At 71.1% G+C, this 25,223-nt stretch carries 24 protein-coding genes; 10 read left to right on the plus strand and 14 right to left on the minus strand.

Annotation, left to right across the window (positions count from 1 at the left end; all coding sequences use genetic code 11):
- Positions 1–61 precede the first annotated feature (61 nt).
- Positions 62–880 (minus strand): hypothetical protein, encoded by an 819-nt coding sequence (locus tag AOM09_RS10335; protein ID WP_062387828.1) that lies wholly within the window; start codon positions 878–880, stop codon positions 62–64.
- 421 nt (positions 881–1,301) lie between these two features.
- Here AOM09_RS10335 and AOM09_RS10340 point away from each other — a divergent pair, with 421 nt between their 5' ends.
- Both AOM09_RS10340 and metX read left to right on the plus strand, forming a co-directional pair.
- A complete protein-coding gene (locus AOM09_RS10340; RefSeq protein ID WP_062387830.1) occupies positions 1,302–2,660 on the plus strand; it encodes a bifunctional o-acetylhomoserine/o-acetylserine sulfhydrylase in 1,359 nt (452 codons plus the stop codon).
- Complete coding sequence (gene metX / locus AOM09_RS10345; protein WP_082099030.1) at positions 2,657–3,901, plus strand: homoserine O-acetyltransferase MetX; 1,245 nt, start codon at positions 2,657–2,659, stop codon at positions 3,899–3,901. The genes AOM09_RS10340 and metX overlap by 4 nt, the downstream gene beginning before the upstream one ends.
- Positions 3,902–3,905: 4 nt before the next feature.
- Here the strand turns inward: metX and AOM09_RS15565 are convergent, their stop codons facing one another.
- The 10 genes from AOM09_RS15565 to AOM09_RS10395 all read right to left on the minus strand — a co-directional run bounded on the left by AOM09_RS15565 (position 3,906) and on the right by AOM09_RS10395 (position 11,351).
- A complete protein-coding gene (locus AOM09_RS15565; protein WP_062387832.1) occupies positions 3,906–4,469 on the minus strand; it encodes a hypothetical protein in 564 nt (187 codons plus the stop codon).
- Between the two features lie 63 nt (positions 4,470–4,532).
- The gene (locus tag AOM09_RS10355) at positions 4,533–4,994 is read right to left on the minus strand and encodes a hypothetical protein (RefSeq protein WP_062387835.1); all 462 of its coding nucleotides are present in this window, start codon (positions 4,992–4,994) and stop codon (positions 4,533–4,535) included.
- A 93-nt stretch (positions 4,995–5,087) separates the two neighbouring features.
- Entirely contained in the window at positions 5,088–5,576 is a 489-nt protein-coding gene (locus AOM09_RS10360; RefSeq protein WP_062387841.1) for a hypothetical protein, read from the minus strand.
- A 54-nt stretch (positions 5,577–5,630) separates the two neighbouring features.
- Complete coding sequence (locus tag AOM09_RS10365; protein ID WP_062387844.1) at positions 5,631–6,086, minus strand: hypothetical protein; 456 nt, start codon at positions 6,084–6,086, stop codon at positions 5,631–5,633.
- 78 nt (positions 6,087–6,164) lie between these two features.
- A complete protein-coding gene (locus AOM09_RS10370) occupies positions 6,165–6,650 on the minus strand; it encodes a hypothetical protein (RefSeq protein WP_156162332.1) in 486 nt (161 codons plus the stop codon).
- Between the two features lie 127 nt (positions 6,651–6,777).
- Positions 6,778–7,062, minus strand: a complete 285-nt coding sequence (locus AOM09_RS10375) for a hypothetical protein (RefSeq protein WP_062387850.1) — start codon at positions 7,060–7,062, stop codon at positions 6,778–6,780.
- Positions 7,062–8,429 (minus strand): arsenate reductase/protein-tyrosine-phosphatase family protein, encoded by a 1,368-nt coding sequence (locus AOM09_RS10380; RefSeq protein WP_169747642.1) that lies wholly within the window; start codon positions 8,427–8,429, stop codon positions 7,062–7,064. Before AOM09_RS10380 ends, AOM09_RS10375 begins: the two co-directional genes overlap by 1 nt.
- A gap of 34 nt (positions 8,430–8,463) precedes the next feature.
- A complete protein-coding gene (locus AOM09_RS10385) occupies positions 8,464–10,032 on the minus strand; it encodes a tyrosine-protein kinase domain-containing protein (RefSeq protein ID WP_062387857.1) in 1,569 nt (522 codons plus the stop codon).
- Between the two features lie 30 nt (positions 10,033–10,062).
- Positions 10,063–10,383 (minus strand): PqqD family protein, encoded by a 321-nt coding sequence (locus AOM09_RS10390; protein ID WP_062387859.1) that lies wholly within the window; start codon positions 10,381–10,383, stop codon positions 10,063–10,065.
- Complete coding sequence (locus tag AOM09_RS10395) at positions 10,380–11,351, minus strand: nucleotidyltransferase family protein (RefSeq protein ID WP_169747643.1); 972 nt, start codon at positions 11,349–11,351, stop codon at positions 10,380–10,382. The genes AOM09_RS10390 and AOM09_RS10395 overlap by 4 nt, the downstream gene beginning before the upstream one ends.
- 173 nt (positions 11,352–11,524) lie before the next feature.
- On the opposite strand from AOM09_RS10395, the gene AOM09_RS10400 reads away from it, so the two are divergent.
- The 5 genes from AOM09_RS10400 to AOM09_RS10420 are packed head-to-tail and all read left to right on the plus strand — an operon-like array spanning position 11,525 to position 17,004.
- Positions 11,525–12,643, plus strand: coding sequence for a glycosyltransferase (locus tag AOM09_RS10400; protein WP_062387863.1), 1,119 nt, complete (start codon positions 11,525–11,527; stop codon positions 12,641–12,643).
- Positions 12,640–13,626: a glycosyltransferase family 4 protein gene (locus AOM09_RS10405; RefSeq protein ID WP_062387866.1), complete on the plus strand. Its 987-nt coding sequence runs from the start codon at positions 12,640–12,642 to the stop codon at positions 13,624–13,626. Before AOM09_RS10400 ends, AOM09_RS10405 begins: the two co-directional genes overlap by 4 nt.
- Positions 13,623–14,543 (plus strand): sulfotransferase family protein, encoded by a 921-nt coding sequence (locus AOM09_RS10410; RefSeq protein WP_062387868.1) that lies wholly within the window; start codon positions 13,623–13,625, stop codon positions 14,541–14,543. The genes AOM09_RS10405 and AOM09_RS10410 overlap by 4 nt, the downstream gene beginning before the upstream one ends.
- Positions 14,540–15,670: a glycosyltransferase family 4 protein gene (locus AOM09_RS10415; protein ID WP_062387872.1), complete on the plus strand. Its 1,131-nt coding sequence runs from the start codon at positions 14,540–14,542 to the stop codon at positions 15,668–15,670. The genes AOM09_RS10410 and AOM09_RS10415 overlap by 4 nt, the downstream gene beginning before the upstream one ends.
- Before the next feature lie 8 nt (positions 15,671–15,678).
- On the plus strand, positions 15,679–17,004 hold the full coding sequence (locus tag AOM09_RS10420) for an O-antigen ligase family protein (RefSeq protein WP_062387875.1): 1,326 nt from the start codon (positions 15,679–15,681) through the stop codon (positions 17,002–17,004).
- On the opposite strand, the gene AOM09_RS10425 is transcribed toward AOM09_RS10420, so the two are convergent.
- On the minus strand, positions 16,964–18,100 hold the full coding sequence (locus AOM09_RS10425; protein WP_156162333.1) for a glycosyltransferase: 1,137 nt from the start codon (positions 18,098–18,100) through the stop codon (positions 16,964–16,966). The two genes, AOM09_RS10420 and AOM09_RS10425, sit on opposite strands and share 41 nt — an antisense overlap.
- A gap of 250 nt (positions 18,101–18,350) precedes the next feature.
- Between AOM09_RS10425 and AOM09_RS10430 the strand changes: the two genes are divergently transcribed.
- The 3 genes from AOM09_RS10430 to AOM09_RS10440 are packed head-to-tail and all read left to right on the plus strand — an operon-like array spanning position 18,351 to position 21,562.
- On the plus strand, positions 18,351–19,040 hold the full coding sequence (locus AOM09_RS10430; RefSeq protein ID WP_062387881.1) for a sulfotransferase family 2 domain-containing protein: 690 nt from the start codon (positions 18,351–18,353) through the stop codon (positions 19,038–19,040).
- 42 nt (positions 19,041–19,082) lie between these two features.
- A complete protein-coding gene (locus AOM09_RS10435; protein ID WP_082099033.1) occupies positions 19,083–20,618 on the plus strand; it encodes an oligosaccharide flippase family protein in 1,536 nt (511 codons plus the stop codon).
- Positions 20,615–21,562, plus strand: a complete 948-nt coding sequence (locus tag AOM09_RS10440) for a hypothetical protein (RefSeq protein ID WP_062387894.1) — start codon at positions 20,615–20,617, stop codon at positions 21,560–21,562. The genes AOM09_RS10435 and AOM09_RS10440 overlap by 4 nt, the downstream gene beginning before the upstream one ends.
- Positions 21,563–21,571: 9 nt before the next feature.
- Here AOM09_RS10440 and AOM09_RS10445 read toward each other — a convergent pair whose 3' ends face one another.
- Positions 21,572–23,701 (minus strand): acyltransferase family protein, encoded by a 2,130-nt coding sequence (locus AOM09_RS10445; RefSeq protein ID WP_062387898.1) that lies wholly within the window; start codon positions 23,699–23,701, stop codon positions 21,572–21,574.
- A 31-nt stretch (positions 23,702–23,732) separates the two neighbouring features.
- Positions 23,733–25,196, minus strand: a complete 1,464-nt coding sequence (locus tag AOM09_RS10450; RefSeq protein ID WP_169747647.1) for a sugar transferase — start codon at positions 25,194–25,196, stop codon at positions 23,733–23,735.
- Positions 25,197–25,223 lie beyond the last annotated feature (27 nt).

Here is a 25,223-nt window from a genome sequence, read left to right on the forward strand (position 1 = left end):
TCACTCCACATTGGGTCATATCGCCCGGCCCGTGTCAATGGCGAGCGCTGCTCGCGCCCGCTCAGGCCGCGGCGTCCGCCGTCCCCGCCGCCCCGAGACGCGCCCGCGCCACGCGGTCGTAGAGCTCGAGGTCGAGCGCGCACCGCTCGCGCAGCTGCGCCCGCTGCTCGGCGGACACCTCGGGCGGCGCCTGGAACATCCGGGCCGCGAGGTCGAGCCGACCGCTACCGAGGTACCGCGCCGCGCTCTTCGCGCGCGAGGGAAGGCTGGCACGATGCGGGTTCGAGCTCACGGCCGACGGCTCCCAGCCGAGCGTCGCGCAGATGTCCTCGACCCAGCCCGGAGCCTCGAGCACGCCGACCGCGTCGACATGCGCGAGCCGAGCCTCGGCGGCGTCGAGTTGGTCCTCGCGGGGGGCGTCCTCCCACCAGCGCCGGCCGAGCAGCATCTTGGTGTAGTAGTCCGTCGACGTGTGCAGCGCGATGTGGTCGTCGACGAAGGACAGGACGTCGGTGTGCTCGGTGTAGCCCTTCGCGCGGTCGTAGCGGAAGTTCGAGACGAGCCTCGCGACCGGCTCGCGGATCACGGTCACCACCTGGACGTCGGGCCGGCCGCGGAGGACCTCGAGGGTGGGCACCGCCCACTCCGTCGCGAGGAAGGTGACGCCCTCGTCCAGCAGCGTGTCGACGTACGCGTCGAGACCCCTGTCGGACAGGTCCCACGGCCGGTGGATCTTCCCGTGCGCGTCGAGCGGGTTCCCGTTGACATGAGGGGAGTGGAAGCGTTCGCCGTTGCGCCGCGCGAGCTCGACGACGCTGGAGCCTCCCGCCTTGTGAAAGTGCAGGAAGACGGCAAGGCGACGGTTCGACGATCCGGTCATCGGCTGCTCCACGCTCCGGGGATGGCGATTGGTGCTTGACCCAGGTATAGGCGCCACCCAGGCCGGACGCAAGGGGCACTTCGGCAGCAACCGGGCGCGAACCCGGGATGACGCGCCCTTGCGGATCCCGGCGCCGACCCCCTACAGTCGCACCCATGCTCCGTCGAATGTGCCGCTGACCCGCGCACGTTAGGCGTGCGCCCGTGAGGGCGCCGGCCGCGAACCCCACCGCCGAGGCGGAGGGGTGACCGTAGGCCCTACCCCCTGATCACGGGCCCGCTCGCACGTGTCGCACCGCGCCCTCCGGGGTCGCGGACGGTCGGCGCGCTTGCACGCCCGGCGGTCGGTGACACCTGGCCCGGAGGCGCGGCCCCGCCCCGCCAAAAACCAGCAGGACACGCGACCACACACAGGAGCCACCATGACCACCACGCACGACTGGGCCTTCGAGACCCTCCAGATCCACGCCGGCCAGACCCCCGACGCCGCGACGGGCGCCCGCGCCCTCCCGATCTACCAGACCACGTCCTTCGTCTTCGAGGACACCCACCAGGCGGCGGCGCGCTTCGCGCTCGGCGAGCTGGGACCCATCTACACGCGCATCGGCAACCCCACGCAGCAGGCCGTCGAGGACCGCATCGCGGCGCTCGAGGGCGGCGTGGGCGCACTGCTGGTCGCCAGTGGCAGCGCAGCGAACACCCTCGCGATCCAGAACCTCGCGGAGGCGGGCGACCACATCGTCGCCTCGCCGTCGCTGTACGGCGGCACGTACAACCTCTTCGCGTACACGCTGCCCAGGCTCGGCATCGAGGTGACGTTCGTCGACGAGCCGGACAGCCCGGAGGCGTGGCGCCGCGCCACCCGCGGGAACACCAAGGCGTTCTTCGGGGAGTCGATCTCCAACCCCAAGCAGGACGTGCTCGACATCGAGGCGGTGGCCGCGGTGGCGCACGAGGCCGGCGTCCCGCTCATCGTCGACAACACCGTCGCCAGCCCCTACCTGGTGAACCCGCTGCGGTGGGGCGCGGACATCGTCACCCACTCCGCCACCAAGTACCTGGGCGGGCACGGCACCGCGATCGGCGGCGTCATCGTCGACGGCGGCACGTTCGACTTCGCGCGGCAGCCCGACCGGTTCCCGCAGTACAACTCCCCCGACCCGAGCTACCACGGCCTGGTCTACGCGCGCGATCTCGGGGTCGGCAGCCCGCTGGGCGCGAACCTCGCCTTCATCCTCAAGGCCCGCGTCCAGCTGCTGCGCGACACCGGCGCGGCGATCTCTCCGTTCAACGCGTTCCTCATCGCGCAGGGCATCGAGACGCTCAGCCTGCGCCTCGAGCGTCACGTGAGCAACGCGGTCCAGGTGGCCGACTTCCTCGAGGGCCACCCCCAGGTCCTGTCCGTCGCGTACAGCGGCCTCAGCTCGAGCCCGTGGCACCACCTCCAGCGCAAGTACGCACCCAAGGGCGGCGGCGCGGTGCTCGCCTTCGAGATCGCCGGCGGCAAGGAGGCCGGCCAGGCCTTCGTCGACGCCCTCGAGCTGCACTCGCTGGTCGCCAACATCGGCGACGTGCGCTCGCTCGCGATCCACCCCGCCACCACCACACACTCGCAGCTCACCGAGGACCAGCAGCGCAGCACCGGCGTCACGCCGGGCCTGGTGCGCCTCGCGGTGGGCATCGAGCACATCGACGACATCCTCGGGGACCTCTTCCTGGGCTTCGAGGCCGCGGCGGCCGTCGGCGCACGGCGGGACGATGCGCGGGCGGCCCTCGCATGAGCGGCGACCATGTCGAGACGGCGTGGTCGCCGGGCTCCACCCCGTCGCGCGCGGAGGCGACGGCCGCGCTGGGCCCGATCCCCGCATCGTCCGCCTGGCGGCCCGGCGACCACCCGGGGAGCCGCAGGTTCGTCGACCTCGGGTGGCTGCCGCTCGAGGCCGATCCGCGCGGCGGGATCGACGTCACGCTCGCCTACGAGACCTGGGGTGCGCTCAACGCGGCCAAGGACAACGCGATCTACGTCGCGCATGCGTTCACCGGCGACAGCCACGTCGCCGGGGACGCGGGCGACGGCCACCTCACGGGCGGCTGGTGGAACGGGCTGGTCGGGCCCGGGCGGCCGATCGACACCGACCGGTACTTCGTGGTGAGCGCCAACGTGCTGGGCGGCTGCCAGGGCACCACCGGGCCGGCCCACCCCCACCCGAGCGACGGGCATCCGTGGGGATCGGAGTTCCCGTACGTCACGCTGCACGACATGGTGGTGGCGGAGGCGCGGCTCGCGGACCACCTGGGCATCGACGCGTGGGCCCTGGTGATCGGGCCGTCGATGGGAGGCATGCGCGCGGTCGAGTGGGCGGCGACCTTCCCCGATCGCGTGCGCGCCATCGGGGCGATCGGCGCGACGGCGGCGACCACCGCGGACCAGATCGCGTGGCACGCGACCCAGGGCGCGGCCATCCGCCTCGACCCGCACTTCCGCGGCGGCGACTACTACGACGCCGCCCCGGGCGACGGCCCGCACACGGGGCTCGGGATCGCGCGCGCGATCGCGCACACCACGTACCGCTCGGGGCCGGAGCTCAACGGGCGCTTCGGGCGCGACGCGCAGGAGGGCGACGTGCTGCGCCCGGGCGGCGTGTTCGCGGTCGAGTCCTACCTCGACCACCACGCGGACAAGCTCGCACGCCGCTTCGACGCCAACACGTACCTGCGGATGCTGCACGCGATCAACACCCACGACGTGGGGCGCGGCCGCGGCGGCGTCGAGGCCGCTCTCGCCGACTTCGACGGCGAGGCGCTGGTGGTCGCGATCGACTCGGACCGCCTCTACCCGCTGAGCGACTCCGAGCGGCTCGCCGCGGCGCTCCCGCGATGCGAGGGCGTCACGCTGCTGCACTCGAACGTGGGGCACGACGGCTTTCTGGTCGAGGGCTCGGACCTGGACGATGCGGTGCGCGGGGTGCTCGCGCGCGTCGAGGCGCGCGCCGAGGCGAGGGGAGGTCGCGCGGCGGCCTGAGCGCTCAGGCGGGACCGTAGAACGCCGTGAGCGTCCTGCCGTTCGCGTCGGTCGCAGACAGCGACGCGGCGATCTCGGCCTTCGCGTTGTTCACCTCGAACCAGAAGTTGTCGAGGTTGATCCCCTCGTAGGCCTGCGACGGGAGCGCGCCCGCGTAGGTCAGCACCAGCGTCGCGGTGTGCCCGGACACGGTGGGCGAGCCGACCGCGCGCCACGTGCTCGTGCCGCCGAGCGCGTTCCCGATCCCCCACCGCAACGCCGAGTCCGCCTTGGTCACCACGACGGTGAGCGTGAGCGAGCTGATCGCCACCGCCGTGGTCTGGCCCGCGTCGGGCCGGAGCTGGGCGTAGAACCCGAGCACCTTGGCCTTGACGTTGGCGCCGAGGTCCGCGACCCAGTAGTGATCCTGGTAGTGCGACTGCGCGCCGAGCGACACGACGCCCGCGGGAGCGCCTGAAGGCCCGCCGCCGCCGGACGCCGCGAGGGCGGGCGTGGAGGCGGCGACAAGAATCGCCGGGGTGGCCCAGGCCGCCCCGGCGACCACACGCCTGCGCGAGATCTCCGTCACGCGCTCAAGTATGAGGCATCACGGCGTCATCTCCGCGCAGCGAAGGTCCTGGAAGAACGCGCCCTACGGAAGCGTCACGCTCGACGTGCTGAGGGTGCCGCCGTTCGCCGTCCCATATGCGGTGAGTGTGAGGGTGTCGCCGTCGACAAACGGCTCGATGTAGAAGAGCGCGAACGCGGTGTCCCCGTTGGAGGGAAGGTCTCCGTCGGAGAAGATCCACGGGCTGCCGTCGCCCGTGACCTCCCACGGGTCGCCCGGCCCCTCGAGCGTGCCCGAGCCGCTGTACGTCACCTCGACATAGATATCGGTGATGGGCGTGTCCGGGGTGGTGAAGTTCTGCAGGAGGAACTGGATCTGGGCACGGTTGCCGGTGTTGTCGTTGACCTGGACGTTGGTGAACTCGAGGACGAACGAGCTCGACGCGACGGACGGGGTGGCGGTCGCCACCAGCACCGCGGGCGCCGTCCACGCCGCGCCCTGCAGGATCCTCCGTCGGTTGATGCCGTCGCCGGACGCCTCGGCCATGGTGCCTCCTCGGTGGGGTGGGGAGCGATCACGTAGGGCCAGGCTAAGCGCATATTGTCGGATATGCACCGATTCGCGCACGGATGTTGCGCGTCAGAGCTGTCCCACGTACGTGGCGGACGCGTCCTGGCCATCCACCGTCCCCGACAGCGTCGCGGTCCAGGTGCTGCCGTTCTGCCCCTTGTCGAAGGTCACCAGGAACTGGTCGTCCGACGTGATCGGCCCCGGGGCGATGAACACCACGTCGGGGTCGTCCGTCGCGCCGGGCTGCCACGAGGTTCCTCCCGCGGAGCCGCCCGAGGTGACCTCGACGGTCGCGCCGTTCCCGTTGGTCGGCTCCCAGTGCACGGTGAGCGTCGCGCCCTCGAGCACCACGCCCTCGGGGAGATGGATGGTGACCAGGTAGAGGTCGTCGTTACCGGACTCGGAGCCCACCACATAAGAGCCGTCGAGCGGGTTCTCCGGCGACACCGTGGCCGACGCCGGCGCCGTCGCGACCAGGACCACGGGAACCGCCCAGGCCCCGCCGATGATCACCCCGCGGCGGGAGATCCCGCCGCCGTCGCGCTCGCGCTCGTCCATCCCGCACCCCCGGCTCCGCCACCAGGATAAAAGGGACGATGCGGGCGCGCCAGGTCAGGCCGCGGCGGCGGTGCCGATCAGCGTGCCCGCGGCGTCGTAGAGGCTCAGCGCCGCCGTCACCTCGGCGATGTGGTCGTTGCGGCCCCAGGTCGCGGTGAAGGTCACCGAGACGGCGCCGCTCGCGGCGACCGACGCGGCGTGCGTGAGCACCATGCCGCTCACACCCCAGGCCGAGCCCGCGGGCACGCTCAGCGTGGCGCCGGGCTTCGAGAGCGACACCGCGACGTAGAAGCCGCCGGCGAGCGGCTTGGACGCACGCCCCGTCAGCGTGAAGGTCTTCGACTTGTGCGCGACCGACGATCCGCTCGGGCTCAGCGCGAGCGTCGGCTCCGGCGACGTCGCCGCCGCGGGCGCCGCGGCGGCCACCAGCACGACGGGCGCGGCCCACGCCGCCCCCGCGATCACCCTGCGGCGCGACAGCGCGCCGCGCCCCTCGACGCGTGACTCCATGATGCTCCTCAGCATGCGGGCTCACCCCGCGCGCTCAGGATAGAGGGCACGATGCGGCCGCGCCAGGGGTGGCGCGCCTCACCGGGTCAGCGTGAGGACCGTGGTGCCGCTCGAGACGCCGGCGTAGGTGATGGTGACCGTGAGCACCGAGGGCGCGCGGGAGACGCCGGTGAGCGCGTAGTCGAAGGTGCCGAAGAACCCGCTGGTGCGGGTCAGGGTGACCGAGGCTGTCGCCCCGGTGAAGCCGCCGTTGGCGACGCTGACGTTCCAGCCCGATGCCGACGCCGACGCCGGGAAGTACAGGCCGGGGATGAAGAACGGCCACTTGGCCACGCTGAACGTCACCATCACCGAGGTCACGGTGATGCCGGACAGCGCATCGGTCCGCGCGAGGGTGAACCGCCCGCCGTCACTCGTGCTCGACAGCCAGATCCCTGAGAACGCTGGCGACACCGTCGACGCGGCTGCCGGCGGCGACGCGGTCGCGATCATCACCGCAGGCGTGAGCCACGCGGCGCCCTGGACCACCCGGCGACGCGAGATGCCGCCCTCAGCACTGCTCACGACGAACCCCTCAGCTCGTCCGCCGGACCCTCACCCGGCGGTCCTCCCACCCTAGGCGCGCACGCCGCCACGGGCAACGGAACGAAACGCCCGAAAGCCGGTCATACCAGGACGAACGATGCGCGGATCAGCCCTCGATGACGATCACGCCGCGCTGCACCAGCGCCGTGACGAACTCGCGCAGCACCTCGCCCGGGTCGCGACCTTCGGGTGCGCCGAAGTCCTCGACCAGCCGCGCGCCGAGCGCGTCGAGCGTGATGCCGTCCCGGGCCGCGTGGACCAGCGCGGTGGCGACGGGCGAGAGCAGCGAGACCTCGTTGCCCGCGAGCACCAGCATCTGGCCGTCGCGCTCGATCGCGTCGTCCCACACGGAGCGCACGCGCGCGCCGCCGGGCAGCTCCGTCGCGGGCATCAGGCGGCCCGCCCGAACAGCTGCGGCATGAGCGGGATGACGTCGCGCGCCTCGCGGTAGCGCAGCCGCGCGAGGCCACCGACGCCCTCGACCATGTCAGCAAGCGTGTGGAGCCTGCGCGGCAGGCGCGCGAGGTAGCTGATCTGCTCGGACAGGTGCGCGAGCCCCTCGAGCAGGGGCAGCTCCTCGAGGACAGGCCGGTCCGCGTAGATGTCACGCTCGATCAGCAGCAAGCGGGTGAGGCGCAGGGGTGCGTCCGGCACGGGCACGAGGTCGAGCGACTCGGGCCCCCACTCCTCCTTGAGCCCGCCGACGGTGCGGTCGAGGATCGACAGCGGCTTCGGGTAGGCGAGGACCCCGAGCCCCGAGTCGACCGCCAGGGTCTCGTCGGTGACGTAGCCGTAGTGCGCGCCGAGCGTGCGCGCGAGCGTGGTCTTGCCCGTCCCCGACGGCGCGATGAAGCCCACCACCTCGCCCGTCGGCGACGCGATCCCCGCGGCATGCATGAGCACCGGCCCGCCGACGCGGCGCTCGATCGCGCGCACGGTGATGGAGCTGGTGAGGAAGTGGATCGCGTGGGAGGGGTCGTCGTACGCGAGGCCGCCGCGTGCGCGCGCCTCGGCCAGTACCGCGGGATCGCGGTCGACGGTGACCTCGAGCGCGGCCTCGACCGGCGCATCGTCCTCCCCGGCCACCAGGCAGCGGCTCCACATCCGCCGCGCGGCGGCGACCACGGGCGCGACGTCGGCGCCGGCGAAGTCGACCGCGACGCGGACGCCGAAGGCGTCGAGCCGCATCGCGTCGGCGCTCGGCTCGGCCACGGTGGGCGCGGGCAGCAGCGCGGCCCAGATCGAAGAGACCCACGCGGCCGCCTGGTCGATGCGGTCGCCCAGCTGGGAGACGTGCTCCACGTAGTGCTCGATGGGCGGGAGCTCGAAGTCGAGCGGGATAGAGCGAGCGGCGTCGCGGCGGCGGGCGAGCATCGCGGCATGCTCGGCGAGGGGGGCGGCGCGCACAGCGCCGTCGTAGAGGAAGGCGAGCTCGGACAGGGAGAACGCGCGGCGCGACACGTGCGGATGGCGAGAGGCCAGCACGTCCCACTCGTCCTTGGTGCCCGTGATGATGAGGTCGGCGGCGTCGACGATGGCGGAGCTGAGCGAACGCGTACGGAAGCCCGCGGCGTTCGCGCCGTGGCGCTCGATCTCGATGCGGGCCGCCTCGAGCATCGGCTCGCCGTCGACGGCGTCGAGGCCCGCGCTGGTGACGCGGATGCTGTCCGCGCTCACGCCGTGGCCCTGCAGGTGGCGGCGCAGCATCCTCTCCCCCGCCGCGGAGCGGCCGGAGTTGCGGGTGTCGACGATTAGCACCCGGAGTCGGGCGGGCCCCTCAGCCGCCATCCGGTCAGGCCTCGCCGGCCGCCGGCGTCGCGTTGCCTCGCGCGACCACGTGGTCCCAGTCGAGGAGACCCTCGGGCCGCGTGTCCGCCGGACGGCGGGACGATGCGTGGTGCGGCGGGCTCTTGGGCCCCCGGGGCGCGCGGGGCGCCTCGGGCGCGGGAGCGACGTGCACATCGTCCTCCGGGGCGGGCGCGGGCGCCTGCTCCGCCACGGGAGCCTGCTTGTACTCGTAGGAGTACGCGTACTGGTCCTTGTGGGCGCCCTTGCGCGGCACCGAGTTGAGGATGACGCCGAGCGCGCGGCCCTTGACCTTGTCGAGGTTCTGCAGCGCGCGGTCGAGCACGTCGATGGTGGTCCTGCCCGAGCGGGCGACCACCAGCGCGCCGTCGGTGCGCGCCGTCAGCACCGCCGCATCGGTCACGGGGATGAGCGGCGGGGTGTCGATGATGATGGTGGCGTGCTCGGGGAAGCCGTAGAGCAGGGACTTCATCGCGTCGGAGGCGAGCAGCTCGGAGGGGTTGGGCGGGATCGCGCCGGAGGCGAGCACGAAGAAGTGGCGCGTGTCGCCGTAGGCCTGCAGCACCTCCTTGGTGGTGGCGCGGCCCACGAGGACGTCGGTGAGGCCGCCGCCCTCGACCAGGCGCAGCTTCTTGGCGATGACGGGGCGGCGCAGGTCCGCGTCGACCAGGACCACGTCCTGGCCGGAGTCCGCGATGGCCTCGGCGAGCATGATCGCGACGGTCGACTTGCCGTCGCCGGGCAGCGCTGAGGTGATCACCAGGACGCGCGGCGGGTTGTCGACGTCCATGAACTGGAGGTTGGTGCGCAGCTGGCGGACCGCCTCCTTCATCGCGAAGTCCTTGCTCGCGCTGTACGCGGGATCGCGCGGGAGACCCGCGTCGAAGGGCAGCGCGCCCACCACGGGGACGTCGAACTCGCGCTCGATGTCCTCGCTCTTGCGCAGGCGGCGGTCGAGCGCGGCGCGCACCAGCGCGTAGCCGATGCCGAGCGCGAGGCCCACCAGCAGGCCGAGCGCGACCGCGAGGCGGACGTTGGGCGAGGTGGGCGCGGACGGCAGGACCGCGCTGTCGAGGGTCTGGAGGGCGACCACCGAGGTGACGTCGTCGGTCGCGCCCTCGTTCTCGAGGTCGGCGACCACGGCGGTCATGCCGGCGATCCACGCCTCGGCCAGGTCGCGCGCCTGCTCGGGCGAGGAGCCCTTCGCCGCGACGCGTAGCACCGCGGTGTCGAGCGGGTTGGTGACCGTGACGCGCGCGATGAGGGCGTCGGGGCTCGCGTCGAGGCCCAGCTCTCCCGCGGCGAACTCCGCGACCTTCCGGGACTTCGCGATGTCGAGGTAGCTCTTCACGCGGGACTTGGCGTAGTTGTCGCCCACGAGCGCGCTGCCGAGGTCCTGGCTCGCGCCGGTGGTGATGATCGCGGAGCCGGTCGCGGTGTAGACCTTCGATTGCGTGAGGGTCCAGCCGAACGCGAGCAGGCCGCCCAGCACGGTCACCGCGACGATGACGAGCCAATGCGCGCGGAAGACCCGCAGGTAGTCCTGGAGCTCCATGGATCCCTCTTCCTCACGTCCCCCGTGCGGTCAGTCTAGGGGCGCACCCTCGACGGACCCGGGGACGCTCGCCGCCTCGACCAGTCCCAGCTCGCGCAGCTGCGCGACGAACCCCTCGACGGCCGCGGCCACCGTCGCCCGGTCCTGGCCGTGCGCCGCGGCCAGCTCCGCCGCGATCTGGGCCTCGGTGAGCGTGCCGTCGATGCGCGACCAGATCTCGTAGGCGACGGCCTCGAACAGGTAGGGCGACTGCTGCTCCTCGAGGCGCGGCAGGTTGAGGACCACCGCACGGTCGGGGTGGACCACCTCCGCGAGGCCCGGCGTGCGCCGGAGGGACGAAGCGTGGGTCATGGCCGCGCCTCCGCGTCGGGGTTGCCGGGCCGGGTGAGCGACCGGTCGGTGCGCCCCAGCCGTGACCCGAGCACGCCGGCGACGATGCGCGGCGCGCCGCGCAGCCCGCGCCCGAGGCGGGCGAGCCTGCCGCGCGCGAGGGCGAGGCGGCCGGGCCCGATCTCGGGGTGATCGCGGCGCAGGTCCTTCTCGGGCCGCCACAGCGCCACCCAGAGCATGCGCGGGCGCTCGCGCCAGGGCGCCGCGGTGATGATCTGCCAATGCAGGGCGGCGGGGACGCCGCCCGCGCCGGTGCGCAGGCGCCACAAGTCGAGCGCGGGGTCGACGCGCGCGGGCGTGGACGGCGGCAGCGGCACGAACCCTTCGAGGAACGGGCGGCCCGTGTCCTGGCAGCCCGTCGCGGCGGCGAGGGTGGCGAGGTCCGAGAGCGCCGCATCGTCCAGCGTGGGGAGCACGCGCGCCAGTAGCAGCCGCACCTCCGCGCCGTGGCGGGTGGTCTGGGCGGGGGTGCGCAGCGCGTGGAGGCCCGCGATGAGGATCGCGCTCGCGCGGTCGGGAATGCTCACCTGGGCGCCGCCGAGCGTGAGAGGCTCCCGGCGCTCCCACAGCGCCTCGAACACCTCGGCGGGGTCGCGCAGGAAGCCGGGGAAGCGGGTGTGCAGGTCGATGTCGCACGGCCAGCCGGGGTGGATGAGCGTCACCGAGTGGGTCGCGAAGAGGTGCGAGAGCTCGGAGCCCTCGCGCTCGTGCCAGCCGGCGGCCTCGAGCGCCGCGCGCATCGTCCCCAGGTCCGCGGGCGAGACCAGCGCGTCCGCGTCGGCGCTGGTGCGCACGGGCCGCAGGCCGTGGTGGGCCGCGCCGGGGCCCTTGATGAGGAGCACGCGCACCCCGTGGGCCTCCCCCACGGCCGTCACGAGCGCATGGGCGAGGTCGACCGCATCGGCGGCGCTCAGGACGCTCGGCTCCACGCGCGCCACACTATCGGGCGGTGTCGATGGCGGCACGATCCGGCCGCTGCAACCTGGCTTGCCAGGCGATTCGCGTCCCACTATGCACTTTTTGCGATGATTCATGGCACCCTGAGAGCGCACTGGAGCGCGGCGGCACCCGGCGCGCGCGAGCTGCGAGGAGGGCGCGACGCATGGACCACGGGCTGATCGTGCACGAATGGATCGCACCGCGCGGAGGATCCGAGAACGTGGTCGACCGCCTCATGCAGGCCTTCCCCGATGCCGAGCTGCTGTGCCTCTGGGACGAGACGCGCGGAGCGAGGTACGCCGGCCGCACGGTGCACGAGACCTGGCTGGCGCGTAGTCCGCTGTGGCACAGCAAGGCCGTCGCGCTGCCCTTCATGCCGTCGACATGGCGCGACCGCCACGACGGCGACTTCGACTGGATCCTCGCGAGCAGCCACCTGTTCGCGCATCACGTCACGGAGCACGACCGACGCGTGCCGAAGATCGCCTACGTCCACACACCGGCCCGCTATGTCTGGGCGCCTCAGTACGACGCGCGCGGACGCACGCCTCAGGCGCGTGCGGCAGCACCCATGCTCAAACGGCTCGACCGTCGACGTGCAAGAGAGCTCGACGGCGTGATCGCCAACAGCGCCTTCGTGCGCGACCGCATCGAGGAGGCGTGGCAGCGCGACGCGGACGTCGTTCATCCGCCTGTCGAGGTGGCGCGGATCCAGCAGGCCACCTGGCGGGGTCAGCTCACCGAGGATGAGCTTCTGGCGCTCGATGCCCTCCCGGACTGCTTCGTCCTCGGCGCGTCGAGGTTCGTCGAGTACAAGCGTCTCGACGCGGTGATCGAAGCGGCCGCGCTTGCAGGGCTGCCCGCCGTGATCGCCGGAGCTGGGCCGCTTGAGGCCTCCCTGCGGCAGTTCGCGACGGAGGTCGGCGTTCCCGTCACCTTCGTGGTGGCTCCCTCCACACCTCTCCTTTACGCGCTCTACGAGGCCGCGGCGGTGTTCGTGTTCCCCGCCGTCGAGGACTTCGGGATCATGCCGGTCGAGGCGATCGCCTCGGGCACGGCGGTGGTCGCCAACCCCGATGGCGGGACCCACGAGTCTGTCGAGCTGACCGGCGGCGGGACGCTCTCGGAGGACGACTCGCCACGCGGCTTCGCCGCCGCGATCCTCTCCGCCGTCGACCTCGACATGGCCAGACCAAGGGAGCGCGCCCGCCACTTCGACGCCGCGGCCTTCGACGCGAGGATCACCGCGGCCGTCGACGGCGCGGTGAAGCACGCAGCATGACCCTCTACGTCGACACCCGCTACGCGGGCGCCCACGGCATCGGACGCTTCGCATCCGAGGTGCTGCCACGGCTCACGGCTGCCTGGACACCGGTGCCCCGGCTCCATGGGAACCCGACGACGACGCTGGATGCGCTCCGGCCAGCGCGGTGGCGCCTGCGCGAGGACGACCGCCTCTACTCCCCTGGGTACGCCGCGGGACCGACGCGCGCGACGCAGCTCCTCACCATCCACGACCTCATCCATCTCGAAGATCCGGAACAGGCGACGCCCCTCAAGCGCGCCTATTACTCGCGGGTGGTACGCCCAGCCGTCCGGCGGACCCGGGTGGTCATGACGGTCTCGGAGACCTCGCGCCGCGCGATCGAGTCATGGGTGGACGATGCGCACGTCGAGGTGGTCGACGTCGGCAACGGCTGCTCCCCCGCGTTCCGCCCCGACCCCGCTTCGACGCGCGACCCGGATACGTTCGTCTACGTGGGCAACACGAAGCCGCACAAGAACCTCATCACCGCGCTCGCCGCGCTCGCCGTCGATCGCGATGCGCGGCTCGTCGCGGTGACCCCCCACGCGACCGCGGTCCGTCAGCTCGCCGCCGGGCTCGGCGTCGAGCCACGAGTCGAGGTGGTCACCGGAGTCGACGACGAGACGCTTGCAGGGATCTACCGGGCGGCCGCGGCACTGGTGATGCCATCGACGCTAGAAGGCTTCGGCCTGCCCGCACTCGAGGCCGTCAGTTGCGGAACGCCCATCGCCTACTGGGCGGGGTGCCCGAGCATCGCGGAGATCGTCGGCGACGCCGGGGTGCCGGTCGGCTCCCCCACGGACCCCCACGAGTGGGCCGCAGGCATGCGCGGTGCGGCCGAGCTCGGCACGGTGACCCCGGCTGCGTCGTGGCGGGAACGCTACGACTGGGACCACGTCGCGCGGCGCGTCGACACCGTGCTCGAGCGCTCCGCGCAGGCTTCGGCGGTGTCCCGATGACCGCGATGCCGAACACCTTCATCGTCGGCGCACCCAAGTGCGGCACGACGGCGCTCGCGCAGTACCTGAGCGAGCGGCCCGATGTGTTCTTCTCACAACCGAAGGAGCCGCACTTCTGGGCGACCGACATCCCCAAGGGCCGCCACGAGATGGTGCCGGCGAACCTGGCCGAGTACCGGGCGCTGTTCGCCGCCGCGGATCCTGCGACCCACGCCGTGATCGGTGAGGGATCGACCAGCTACCTGCGTTCCTCGGCAGCGGTCCCCGCAGTCCTGGGCGAGGTTCCCGAGGCACGGTTCATCGCGATGCTGCGCGACCCGGTAGAGGTGGTGCAGGCCTTCCACGGGGAGCAGTACTACGTACGTTGCGAGGACCTGCAGGACTTCGAGGCGGCATGGAGGCTTCAGGACGCCCGCGAACAGGGGCACGGGCTCCCACCCGGCGCGGTTGGCGACCAGGTGCTCTATCGCAGGGTCGCGGCGTTCGCAGATCAGGTCGAGCGGTTCTTCGCGGCGGCGCCCGAGGACCAGCGCCTGGTGCTGCTTCTCGACGACCTCCGCGCCGACCCTGCCGCGGCGTACGCGCGCGCGCTCGACTTTCTGGGCCTCCCACGGGACGGACGCACGGAGTTCGCGCCGGTGCACCAGGCGCATGCGCCACGCTTCCCCGCACTGTCGAAGGCGCTGCTGCACCCGCCGAAGGCGCTGGTGAAGCCCATGCATGCCGCACGCATGATGCTGCTCGAGCACGACACCCCGGCGGTCCGCACGCTCAAGGGGAAGATGCGGGTCGAGAAGCCCCGCGAGGCGATCTCGCCCGCGCTCGAGGCGGAGATCCGGGCATGGTTCGCGCCCGACGTCGCACGCCTCGAGGACCTCTTGGGGCGTGACCTCTCCACCTGGAAGGCCACGCGATGAAGGACGGGCTGAAGGTGACCTTCGTGGACCACTCCGGAGCACTCGGCGGCGGTCAGCTGGCGCTCGCCCAGTACCTCGACCTCCCGAGCGACCTCGAACGAAGCGCCGTCATCCTGCAGGACGGACCGCTGACTGCACGGCTCCGTGCCGCACACCACGACGTGGTGACGCTCGGTCCCGGAACCGGCCGAGCGTCAGCCATTCGCCGAGCTCGGGCGCTGCGCGACGCCCTCGACGCCCTCGCTCCCGACGTCGTGGTCGCGAACAGCCTTCGCGCCGCACTGGCCCTCCGGCTGTCGCGCAGCCGCGTCCGCCCACGGCTGTGCCTCCTGCGCATCGGCTTCACACGCGCCGCGATGCCTGGCTGGCGCAAAGCACTGTATACGCGCCTGGTGCTGCCCGGCTTCGACGCGGTTCTCGCCAACAGTGAATGGAGTGCCTCGACCGTCCCGGCGTCGCTCGCACACGTGCCCCTGGAGGTCACGTACTCGGTCAGCGGATCTCGGCGAGTCGAGGGCAACGGAGCCTCGTCGCCATTCACCGGCGACCGCGAGCTGCGAGTCCTGTCGCTCAACCGCGTCGCGCCGTGGAAGGGGATCCATGTCGCGATCGAGGCGATCGCGCGGCTTCGCGCTCAGCACTCAGGGGTGCGCGTGTCTCTTCGTGTGGCGGGCGCCCCTCAGTTCGGCGAGGAGGACTACCTCCGCGATATCACGGCACGCGCTGCCGCCAGCGACGGCACCGTCGACCTGGTCGGCCACGTCGACGACATTGCGCCTGCGCTCGAGTGGGCCGATGTGGTGCTGAGCACATCGATCGATCCGGAGCCCTACGGGCAGACTGTGGTGCAGGCTCTCTGCGCTGGACGGCCCGTCGTCGTGACCGATCAGGGCGGACCTGCGGAGATCGTCCGACGCGTCGGAGGCGGTCTCCTCGTGCCTGCGGGGGATGCGGATGCCCTCGCACAGGCCCTCGGGTCGCTTGTCCGAGATCCGGCACGGCTCGCGCAGCTGCGCGAGGAGACCGCACACGCGCCAGCGGTCTATGGCGACGACGCGGTGGTCTCACGCCTGGAGCGCGCGATCCGCGCGTCGCTGCAGCAAACCTTCGACGGGGCCGCGCGATGAGGCGATTCATGCTCGCGTATGTCGCGGTGGTCGCCGCGGTCAACCTCGTCATCCCGAAGGCCGGGGTCAAGGTGGGCGACATTCCCGTCACGCTGGGGAACATCCTGTTCCTCGGGCTCCTGACGATCGGGGCGATCGCGGTCCTCGCGAGGAACCGCGTGCCGCATACCGGGCTCAACGGTCTCGTCGGCCTCCTGATCGCGTACATGGCCGTCCGCACGATCGTGTCGGCGGTCCTGGGCACCTTCGACTTCGGCTTCGCCTTCTCCCTCGTCTTCGCGCCCCTCATGTTCTTCGCGGTGGTTGCGAGCGCCCGCCGCCCCGGCGAGATCGAGATGCTCGCACGGATCTACGTCATCGGCTTCGCGGCCCTAGCGACCTACGGGGTCGCGCAGTACGTCCTGGGCGTCAACGCCGTCGCCCTGCCTGGGATCACAGTCAACCTCACGGACTTCCAGTCGGGACCCGAGTGGTATCTGCGCAAGGACAACCGCGTCGAGGGCAGCTCGAAGCTGTTCGCGACCTATCAGAACGGCAACATCTTCGGGGTCAACCTCATCCTCATCTTCGGTGTCGCGCACGAGGCCATGAAGGGGCGGTGGCGGCTCGTCGGGTTCACGGCGTTCCTGGTGCTGGGGATGCTCACTCTCTCCCGCAGCGTCTGGCTGGGACTCGCGGCGTACATCCTCTTCAGGTTCGTGCTCACCCGCGCGGCCTCGCCTGCCGGCGCCGCAGCGCGCGTGATGCTCGGCGCGGGGCTCCTCTTCGCAATTCCTGTGCTGTTCGGCTTCTTCCCGCAGCTGACCACGCGGCTGTTCCAGACACCCGATGTGGACTCGCTCGTCAACGCAGCGGGCCGAACTCCGCGCCTGGTCGCGCTGATCGAATCGTCCGCCAGCAACCCGATCGCGGTGCTGGTGGGACCGGACGGCGTGGCGGCCTACAGCGGCGGCGCATACGAGATCACGTACGGCGCGGTGTACATGGTGGGGGGCGTCATCGCGCTCGCCCTCTTCCTCGCGGTGGTCCTGAGGACGTGGCGCACCCTTCACAAGAGCCCCTCGGCCGTCGCGCGCGGCGCAGGCTATGGTGTCGCCGCATACGCGGTGGCGTCGACGGTCGAGGGTGCGTTCTGGCTGCCTCCCACGGCGCTCGTGTTCTGGATGACGATGGGAGTCGGCTACGCGGCTCACCGTGCAGCGGTCGGGACCATGGAGGAGGCGGACGAGCACGGTCTACGGCGCCGGAGCCCGCGGCTGAGCCGGAGCCGCCGTGTCCGTGCCCAGCGCGTCACTACCGTGCACCGGCGACCCGTCCGTGTCCGTCGCGCGTGAACGACGCATAGAGCTCGGCTAGGGCTGCCGTGTTACGCATCAGATCGAACTCGGAGCGTGCGCGCATGCGGCCCGCCGCGCCCATGCGCGCGCACAGCTCGTCATCGTCGAGCAGGCGCGCGATACGTCCAGCCAATTGCTCGATGTCACCCTCGGGCGCGAGGAGGCCCGTCCGCTCATCAGCGACCGCCTCAACCACACCGCCGTGCCGATAGGCGATGACGGGAAGGCCCGCAGCGGCGGCCTCGATGAACACCATGCCGAACCCCTCTGCGTCCCCGTTCGGCGCCGTCTTCGACGGCCCCACGAACATGCGTGAGCGCGCCAACAGGTCGCGGACCTCGGCAGGGCGGCGCGACCCGACGAACTCGACTCGAAGGCCCTGCTCGCGCACGCGCTTCTCCAGCGTTGCACGCATCGGCCCGTCGCCCACCACCGTCGCACTCACATCGATGCCGCGATCCGCAAGCACCGCGAGCGCATCGATGAGATCGCCTACCCCCTTCTTCTCGACCAGGCGGCCCACGAAGATCACGTCGCGCTCCTCGTCGTCTCCCGCGAGAGGCACCTCGACGTCGGTGCCGATGTAGCGCACCGTGACACGCTCGGCGGGCGCGCCAGCCTCGATCGCGCGCGCGGCGATGAAGGAGGACACCGCGACCACCTGGTCGGCGCGACGGAGCACGGCGCGCACACGCCGCTTCCGGAGCCACCGCCCGAGGGCCGACCCCCCACTCAGGGCCGCCGTGACGTCGTGGCCGTGAACGGTCACGATGAGCGGCACGCGCGCGCGCTCGACGGCACGCAGCAACGGGTACGCGGCTGACGCGAAATGCGCATGCACCACGTCGGGTCGCAGCTCTGCGAGCAGCCGGACGATGCGCCCGCTGCGCCCGGCACGTAGCGCCAGCGCCGCTCGGGCCGAGTCGAGCGGCCCGGTGCCGTAGAGCGCGAGGTCCTGAGCGCGACGCAACGGCGACTCGACAGCGGTGAGGCCCGCGCAGGAAACGTCCCAGCCACGCAGCGCATCGGACTGGGCACGGATGAAAGTCTCGGAGGCGGGCAGGAACGCACGCGTCCAGACGAGGACACGCATCAGCGGCACGCGGCTTCCGCGGGCGGGACGCGCGAGCCGGCCGCGCAACCGTCGTGAGCGAATCGCTCGACCCGCCTGACGTCCACTCAGCGCCCCTCCGTTCGATGAGTCTCATCGTAATCAGATCTCGATTCGGACGAACAGTATGAAAAGCCGTCAGCGCGCCGCCCTTGCGAGGCGAGCGGGAGTCCATGCACGATGAGGCGACGAGACCAGGGCCGAGGCTCCCAAACGTCGGAGGAAGACCACCATGATCGTCTCCCACGAGCACCGTTACATCTTCGTCCGCACCCGCAAGACCGCAGGCTCGAGCCTCGAGCTCGCGCTGAGCGCCACCTGCGGGCCCGACGACATCGTGACACCTCACCCTGGAGACGAGAACGACGAGCTGCGCGAGGCTGTGGGAGGCAGCGGGGCACAGAACTACCTCATCCCCTACCACCGCTACACCACGCGCAACGTGGCGACGCTCGTGGTCAAACGGCGCAGGCCTGAGCTGTTCGACCACATGCCCGCGCGCAGGATCCGCAGCACGGTCGGCTCGGAGGTCTGGAACTCCTACTTCAAGTTCGCATTCGTGCGCAATCCGTGGGATGCCGTCATCTCGATGTACTACTGGACCCACCAGGGCCCGGACCGTCCTCCGATGGACGCATTCCTCGCGTCCGAGGCGTGTACCCGGCTTCAACGCAACGTCGACATCTTCACCATCGACGGCGAGGTCGCTGTCGACAGGCTCTTCAGGTTCGAGGACCTGAGGGAAAGCGCTGCGGAGATCGGTGCGCGCCTCGAGCTCGGCGAGCCGCTCGAGCTCCCGCGGGCGAAGTCCTCGCATCGGGCGGATCGGCGCGCCTACCGGGATGTGCTCACCGACACGCAGATCGCACGGATCGGCGAGATGTTCGGCCGCGAGCTCGAGATCACCGGCTACGTGCCGTGATCCACGCGATCGGAACGGCTGCCGACGTGGCGCGGGCGCGGCATGGCGCCGAATAGCCCTCAAGGCCTCGCGCGGCAAGGCGCGCGCGGCGCTCTGAGCGTCGTCATCTCGCAAGCCGGCATCTTCGCGGTGCGAACGGTGAGCCTCATGGTCATGGCGAGGCTGGTGGTACCGGAAGTGTTCGGCACCGTCGCGATCGCCACCGCCATCGTTTCCTTCGCGACGATGATCGTGATGTTCGGGTTGCCGATGGCGATCGCGCAGGCGCCACCGCTCTCCCAGCGGGCCCGGTCGTCGCTGTTCCTCGCGAACACGGCGATCGGAGCGGCATCCGGTGCCGCCGTGTTCGCCTGCTCGTACGCGCTCGGCCACCTCTACGAGGACCCCGTCCTCGGCGAGGTTCTGCGGTGGACGGCTCTCATCCCCGTGATGGTCGGCCTGCGGCAGCAGTCGAGCCTCAAGCTCGTGACCGAGCTTCGATTCGGCACGATCGCGACTGTCGAGTTCGGCGCCCAGGTCATCGCGGTCGGCACCGCGTTCGCTCTCGCCGCGGTCGGGTACCCCTATGCGGGAGTCGCCGCGCAGGCGATGGCCGAGCCCGCGCTGACAGGGGTCGCGCTCATCGCGGTCGCCCGCTGGATCCCGACGAGGCCGGGCGCGTGGCACGACGAGGTCCGCCCTATCGTCAAGGTCGCGGTGCACATCTTCTCCTATAACGTGCTGCGCAATGCTTCGCGCTCGGTGATCGTCCCCGTCATGGGTCTCACGGTGGCGCCTGCTGCGCTGGGCTCCTACGAACGCGCCACACGCGTGGCACAGCTCCCCGTCGGGATGGGCGTGCAGCAGCTTCAACGGGTCGCGGTGCCGGTGCTTTCGCGGGTGCGCGACACGCCCGACCTGATCGAGCGCTATGCACGACGGGCACAGCTACCGGTGGCGTACGGGTTGGCGACTGCCCTGGCCGTTGTCGCAGCGCTCGCACCCCAGGTCGCGCGGGTCGCACTCGGCGACGGCTGGTCGCTCGCGGGCGAGATCCTCCAGTTCGTCGCCATCGCCGCGATCTTCCAGGCCCTGGGCGAGTCGATGCAATGGCTGTTCTTGGGTTCCGGGAACGCGCGCGCCTCCTTGCGATTCGGCGCGTTCGCCATCCCGGCCGTCTCGGTAGCGACGCTCGCCGGACTCCCCTGGGGCGTCGAGGGGGTAGCCGTCGCCTCGGCGATCGCGTGGTGTGCCTACTGGCCGTGCGCGGCGATCTACGCGGCTCGGGCCGCCGGATTCCACTCGCTCGCGCTGGTGCGGCCGCAGGCACGAGCGCTGCTCACGTTCGCACTCCCGACCGCGCTGTGCGCAGCCGCCGCGCGCCCATTCGGGCTCGACGACCTCGCCACACTCAGCCTCGGATGCGCCCTCGCGTGCGCAGGCGCAGGCGCCTGCATCGCCGCATCGCGCCGCACTCGCACGGACATCAGCTCCCTGGCGACCTACGCGCGCTCAGTGCGAGGTGGCAAGGCAGGCGACCCGCACGATGCATCCGAACCGATGGCGCACGACGAACGCAGCCGAGGAGGGATCGCATGAGGCTGGTGGACTTCCTCTGCATCGGCGCTCAGAAGGCCGGAACCACGTCGCTCCATGACTGGATGCTCGAGCAAGGCGACATCGCCTTGCCGACACCGAAGGAGACCTACTATTTCAGCAAGGAGAACGTCTTCGCCCGTGGTGAGGAATGGTATCTGGCTCGATTCGCCGAAGCCTCGGGCACCCTGCGGGGTGAGATCGACCCTGGTTGCCTGCCTTCGCTCTGGGCGCCGGGTCGCGTGCGCGAGACCGTCGGCGCGCTGCCCGTCGTCGCGATACTCCGCGAGCCCCTGGGCCGCGCCTACTCGCAGTTCTTGATGAATCAAGCGCGTGGTCGCGATCAGCCCGCGTCTTTCGCCGGCGCGCTCGCGCGCGAGGTCGATGCGGCTGCGGCCGCGGGCGGCTCGGATTTCGGCGACGCTCTCGAGCGGAGCATCCGCACAGCTGATCGCCGCTCGGACCCCTCGAACAAGCTTGCCTGGACCGGGCTCTATCACCGCCATCTGCAACGCTGGTCCGGCGAGGGCCACCACGTTCACACCTTCCTGTTCGAGGACCTGGTGAACCCCGACGTGGGCGCTCGGATATTCGCACGAATCCTGGAGGCCGTCGGCCATGACGGAGACCCGACGGGGTGGACCGCCGCCCGTGCATCGAACGTCGCCACCGTGCCCCGGAGCACACGCCTCTCCGCAATGACGTTCCGGCAGGGAGGACGAGCGAAGCGTCTAGTACACCGCGTGGTGCCGTCTCGCGCGGCACGCGCGCGCGTGCGCGATCTGCTCGGCAGGGCGAACGCGTCGGGACGCACACCGCCGCCGATGCCCGATGCCGCGACCTTGCCCGTCGAGATACGACTTGCCTTCGCCCAGGAGACACAGGCGCTCAAGCATCTCACCGGACGCGACTTGTCCCGCTGGCTGGCTCGCCTCGCCGTCGACTGACGATGTGCTTCAGCCGGCTGCCGCGGTCACCAGCTGGCGATCGGCCCCCACCTCGAGCCCGGCAGCAAGGTAGGGCGCGAGGGAACGGGCGTAGCCCGTGGTGATGTGGTGCGCATCGCGATAGACCATCGCGTGGCCGATGACCGGGTCGCACATCCCTTCCTGGCAGAAGTACTCGGTCAGGTCGAGGAGCGTGGCCCTCCCCGGCGCCTCAACGACAGCCATGACGATCGGGTCCTCGAGCAGCGCGACGTCCTCGGGCAGCGAGCATGAGTTCGACTCGAGCATCGTCGCAACGTCGGGGAGTGCATCGACGCAGTCCACGACGTCGTGCAACGGGCGTGGGACGTCGCGAAGGGCGACGACATGGACCGTCGACGGCAGGCCCGCCCACGCGTCGACGTAGCCATCGACACCGGCCGTGTACGAGGCGGCGGCACCATCCGCCAGGTACTCCTGCTGCGAGAACCCGGCGGTGAACACCCGCGACAATCCCGGCTCGGCGCCGAGGAACCTCGAGACCTCGCGGTTCCACGCGTCGCATGTCGCCGCAGCAATCCCGGGCCCCGACCTGCTCGCGAGGTTGAAAGGGCAGCTGGCGCGGGTGAGTTCGAGGATGCGCCACCCGCGCTGCTCCGCGACCGCGACGAGCGCGGGCCGCCAATGAGAAGCGTGAGAGTCGCCCACGAGCGCAACGGTCTCGGTCGCGTGCGCAGCGTCCGTTCCCCACTCACACGGCACCAGCCCGGACTCGTTCTCGCCCCAGCACACCTTCGCTGCCATATCGACTGCCGTGAGCGCAGAAGGCGCGACCACTCCGTCGAGCACCGGGTCCGCACAGTCGGGCCCGTTCGCGATGGCGGCGGCGCCGTAGCAGCCGTGGGCGTCGCCCACCACGGTTGCGATGGAGGCTTCGACGGCACGGTCGCGCGCCTTGGTGTTCTCGACTCCCACGACGACGGCCCCGCCAGCCGCCACCACCACGGAGGACGATGCGAGCGCGACGACCAGCGAGACAGAGGAAGGACGTCGGATGAGGAACCCTTGGGTGCGAACCGGCTGTTCGACATACCGATAGCACGCCACAGCCACCATCACGGTGGCCATCACGATGCCGACCCTGTCGAACCATTGAAGCTGGCGGTTCAGGACCCACGGCGCGACGACGATGAGCGGCCAGTGCCACAGGTAGATCGAGTATGAGATATCGCCCGCACCTTGCACGAGACGCGCGCGGCCGACGATCATCGGCGACCAGCCACCGTCTGCCCGGGCCGCGATCACCGCACCTGCGCCGAGCACCGGCAGCAGCGTGGCCCAACCGGGGAATACCGTGTCGCCGTCGAGCATGAAGGCGACCCCCACGATGCCGGCGACCGCCGCCCATGCGACCAACCCCCGAGTTCGCCGCCAGCCTTGCGACGCGGGGGCGAAGGCCAGCAGCGCACCTACTCCGAACTCCCATGCCCGGGTGGGAGTCACGAAGTAGAAGGCGGCGCTCGCACGGGCCGGGTAGAGCACCGTCAACGCGAAGGAGAGCGCGGTCACGACGATGATGAGCGCGCGAACGCCGCCGGACGGACGGCGCCGCATCACGGCGGCGATGATCACTATGAGCACCGGCACCACGATGTAGAACTGCTCCTCGACAGAGAGCGACCAGTAGTGCTGCACCGGCGACGCCCCGCCCTCGGTCGCCCAGTAGTCGACTGCCTGCCGCGCAAGGAACCAGTTCTCGACGTACAGCGCCGACGCCATGACCTGCGGTGCGGTCACGGCCCATTGCGTCTGCGGCAGAAAGGTCACGGTGAGGAGAAGCGTGACGGCAAGGACCAGAAGGGAGGCGGGAAGGAGTCGCCGCGCACGCCGCGCCCAGAACCGCGCGAGCGAGATTCGGCCATCTCGTGAAAGCTCGCGCATCAGCACGCCGGTGATGAGGAAGCCAGACACCACGAAGAAGACGTCGACGCCTACGAACCCCCCGGGCACGCGGGTCGGCCACAGATGAAAGAGAAGCACCAGCGCGACGGCGAGCGCACGCAACGCCTGGATATCCGCACGCTTCCCGCCCGCATCGTCCCCGCGCGGCGACGATGCATCTGCAGCCTCGGGGATAGACCCGACCTCCGCACCCGCCATGGACACCCCCGCCGTGAGACTGCCTCGTCCGCTAATACGCCCCTGAGCTCCCCAGCACTGCTGCGATGGTCCGCATGATGATGACCGCGTCGCCGCCGATGCTCCAGTTCTCGGCGTAGTACGCGTCGAGGCGGATGGACTCGGCGGGCGTCAGCGATGACCGCCCGGAGACCTGCCACAGGCCCGTCATCCCGGGCTTGACCAGCAGGCGCCGACGCGCAAGGTCGCCGTAGTGCGCCACCTCGGCGGCGACCTGCGGCCGAGGCCCCACCATGGACATATCACCCTTGAGGACATTGATGAGCTGCGGGAGCTCGTCGATCGAGTAGCGGCGCATGAACCGTCCGAGCGGCGTGATGCGCGGGTCGTCCTCATTCTTGTAGAAGGGCGTGAGCTCGCCGCCCATGACGTCGGCCGCCTGGCGCTCGGCGTCGGCAACCATCGAGCGGAACTTGTACATGCCGAAAGGGCTGCCGTCCTTGCCGATGCGCTGCTGGATGAAGAAGACGGGACCGGGGCTGGTGAGCTTGATCGCCGCGGCCACGGCGAGCATCGGCACCGCGATGAAGGCGAGCATCAACGCTGCGGAGACCCGGTCGTAGATCTCCTTGGCGATGTACTTCGCGCCGTGGAACTGGGCTGTATCCACGTGGAGGAGGGGAAGGCCCTCAACCGGGCTCATGAGCACCCGCGGCCCCGCCACGTCCACCATCGCCGGGGCGACGATCAGACCGATCCCCGTGTCCTCGAGCTGCCAGCCGATGCGGCGTGCATCCCCCAGCGAGACCTCGTCAGTTCCCGACATGAGCACGAACTCCGCGTTCGCGCGCTTCGCGATCTCGACCGCCTCGGAGACCGCGCCGAGCACGGGGACCCCTTCCAGGTCGCGGAGCGCCGGATCGGTGCCCTCGGGCACGCAGGCGCCGATCACGGCGTAGCCCGCGCGCGGCTTGTGCGTGAGGCGCGCGATCATCTGCTCGGACGTGCGCACAGGTCCGACCACCAGCACCTGCGCGCGCAGCCTGCCCATATCGCGCTGCGCGTGGATCCAGTTGCGCCAGGCGAGCCGGTAGACCAGCAGGATGAGCGTGCCGAGCGGCAGCGCGAAGATGAGGTAGCCGCGGCTCAGGTCCCACTGCGTGAGGAAGCCGACGATGGCGACGACGGCGAAGGTCCACCACCCGGCGGCGACCACCCGCTGGAACTCCTGGGGCCCATGCCCCAGCACGCGCGGCTCGCGCGACTTGGTCGCGCCAAGCGCGATCACCCACATCGTTGCGATCACGGCGCTCACCACGCCGTACGCCGGGGCGGACGGGCCGGCGACCCGGTAGAGGGGATCCCAGCCGAAGCGCGCTGCATGGGCACCCACCATGACGAGCGCCACCACGAAGACGTCGGAGACGAACAGCCGCCGCTGATACTTGCCCGCCCAGCCCTGACCGCCGTACATGCGTTCGGCGGCGGAGATCCGGTGCTGCGCTCCCGCGGTCACGAAACCCACCATACCTGGACAAATCAA

Origin of the sequence: Demequina iriomotensis (assembly GCF_000971395.1) — a bacterium.
Taxonomy (GTDB): Bacteria; Actinomycetota; Actinomycetes; order Actinomycetales; family Demequinaceae; genus Demequina; species Demequina iriomotensis.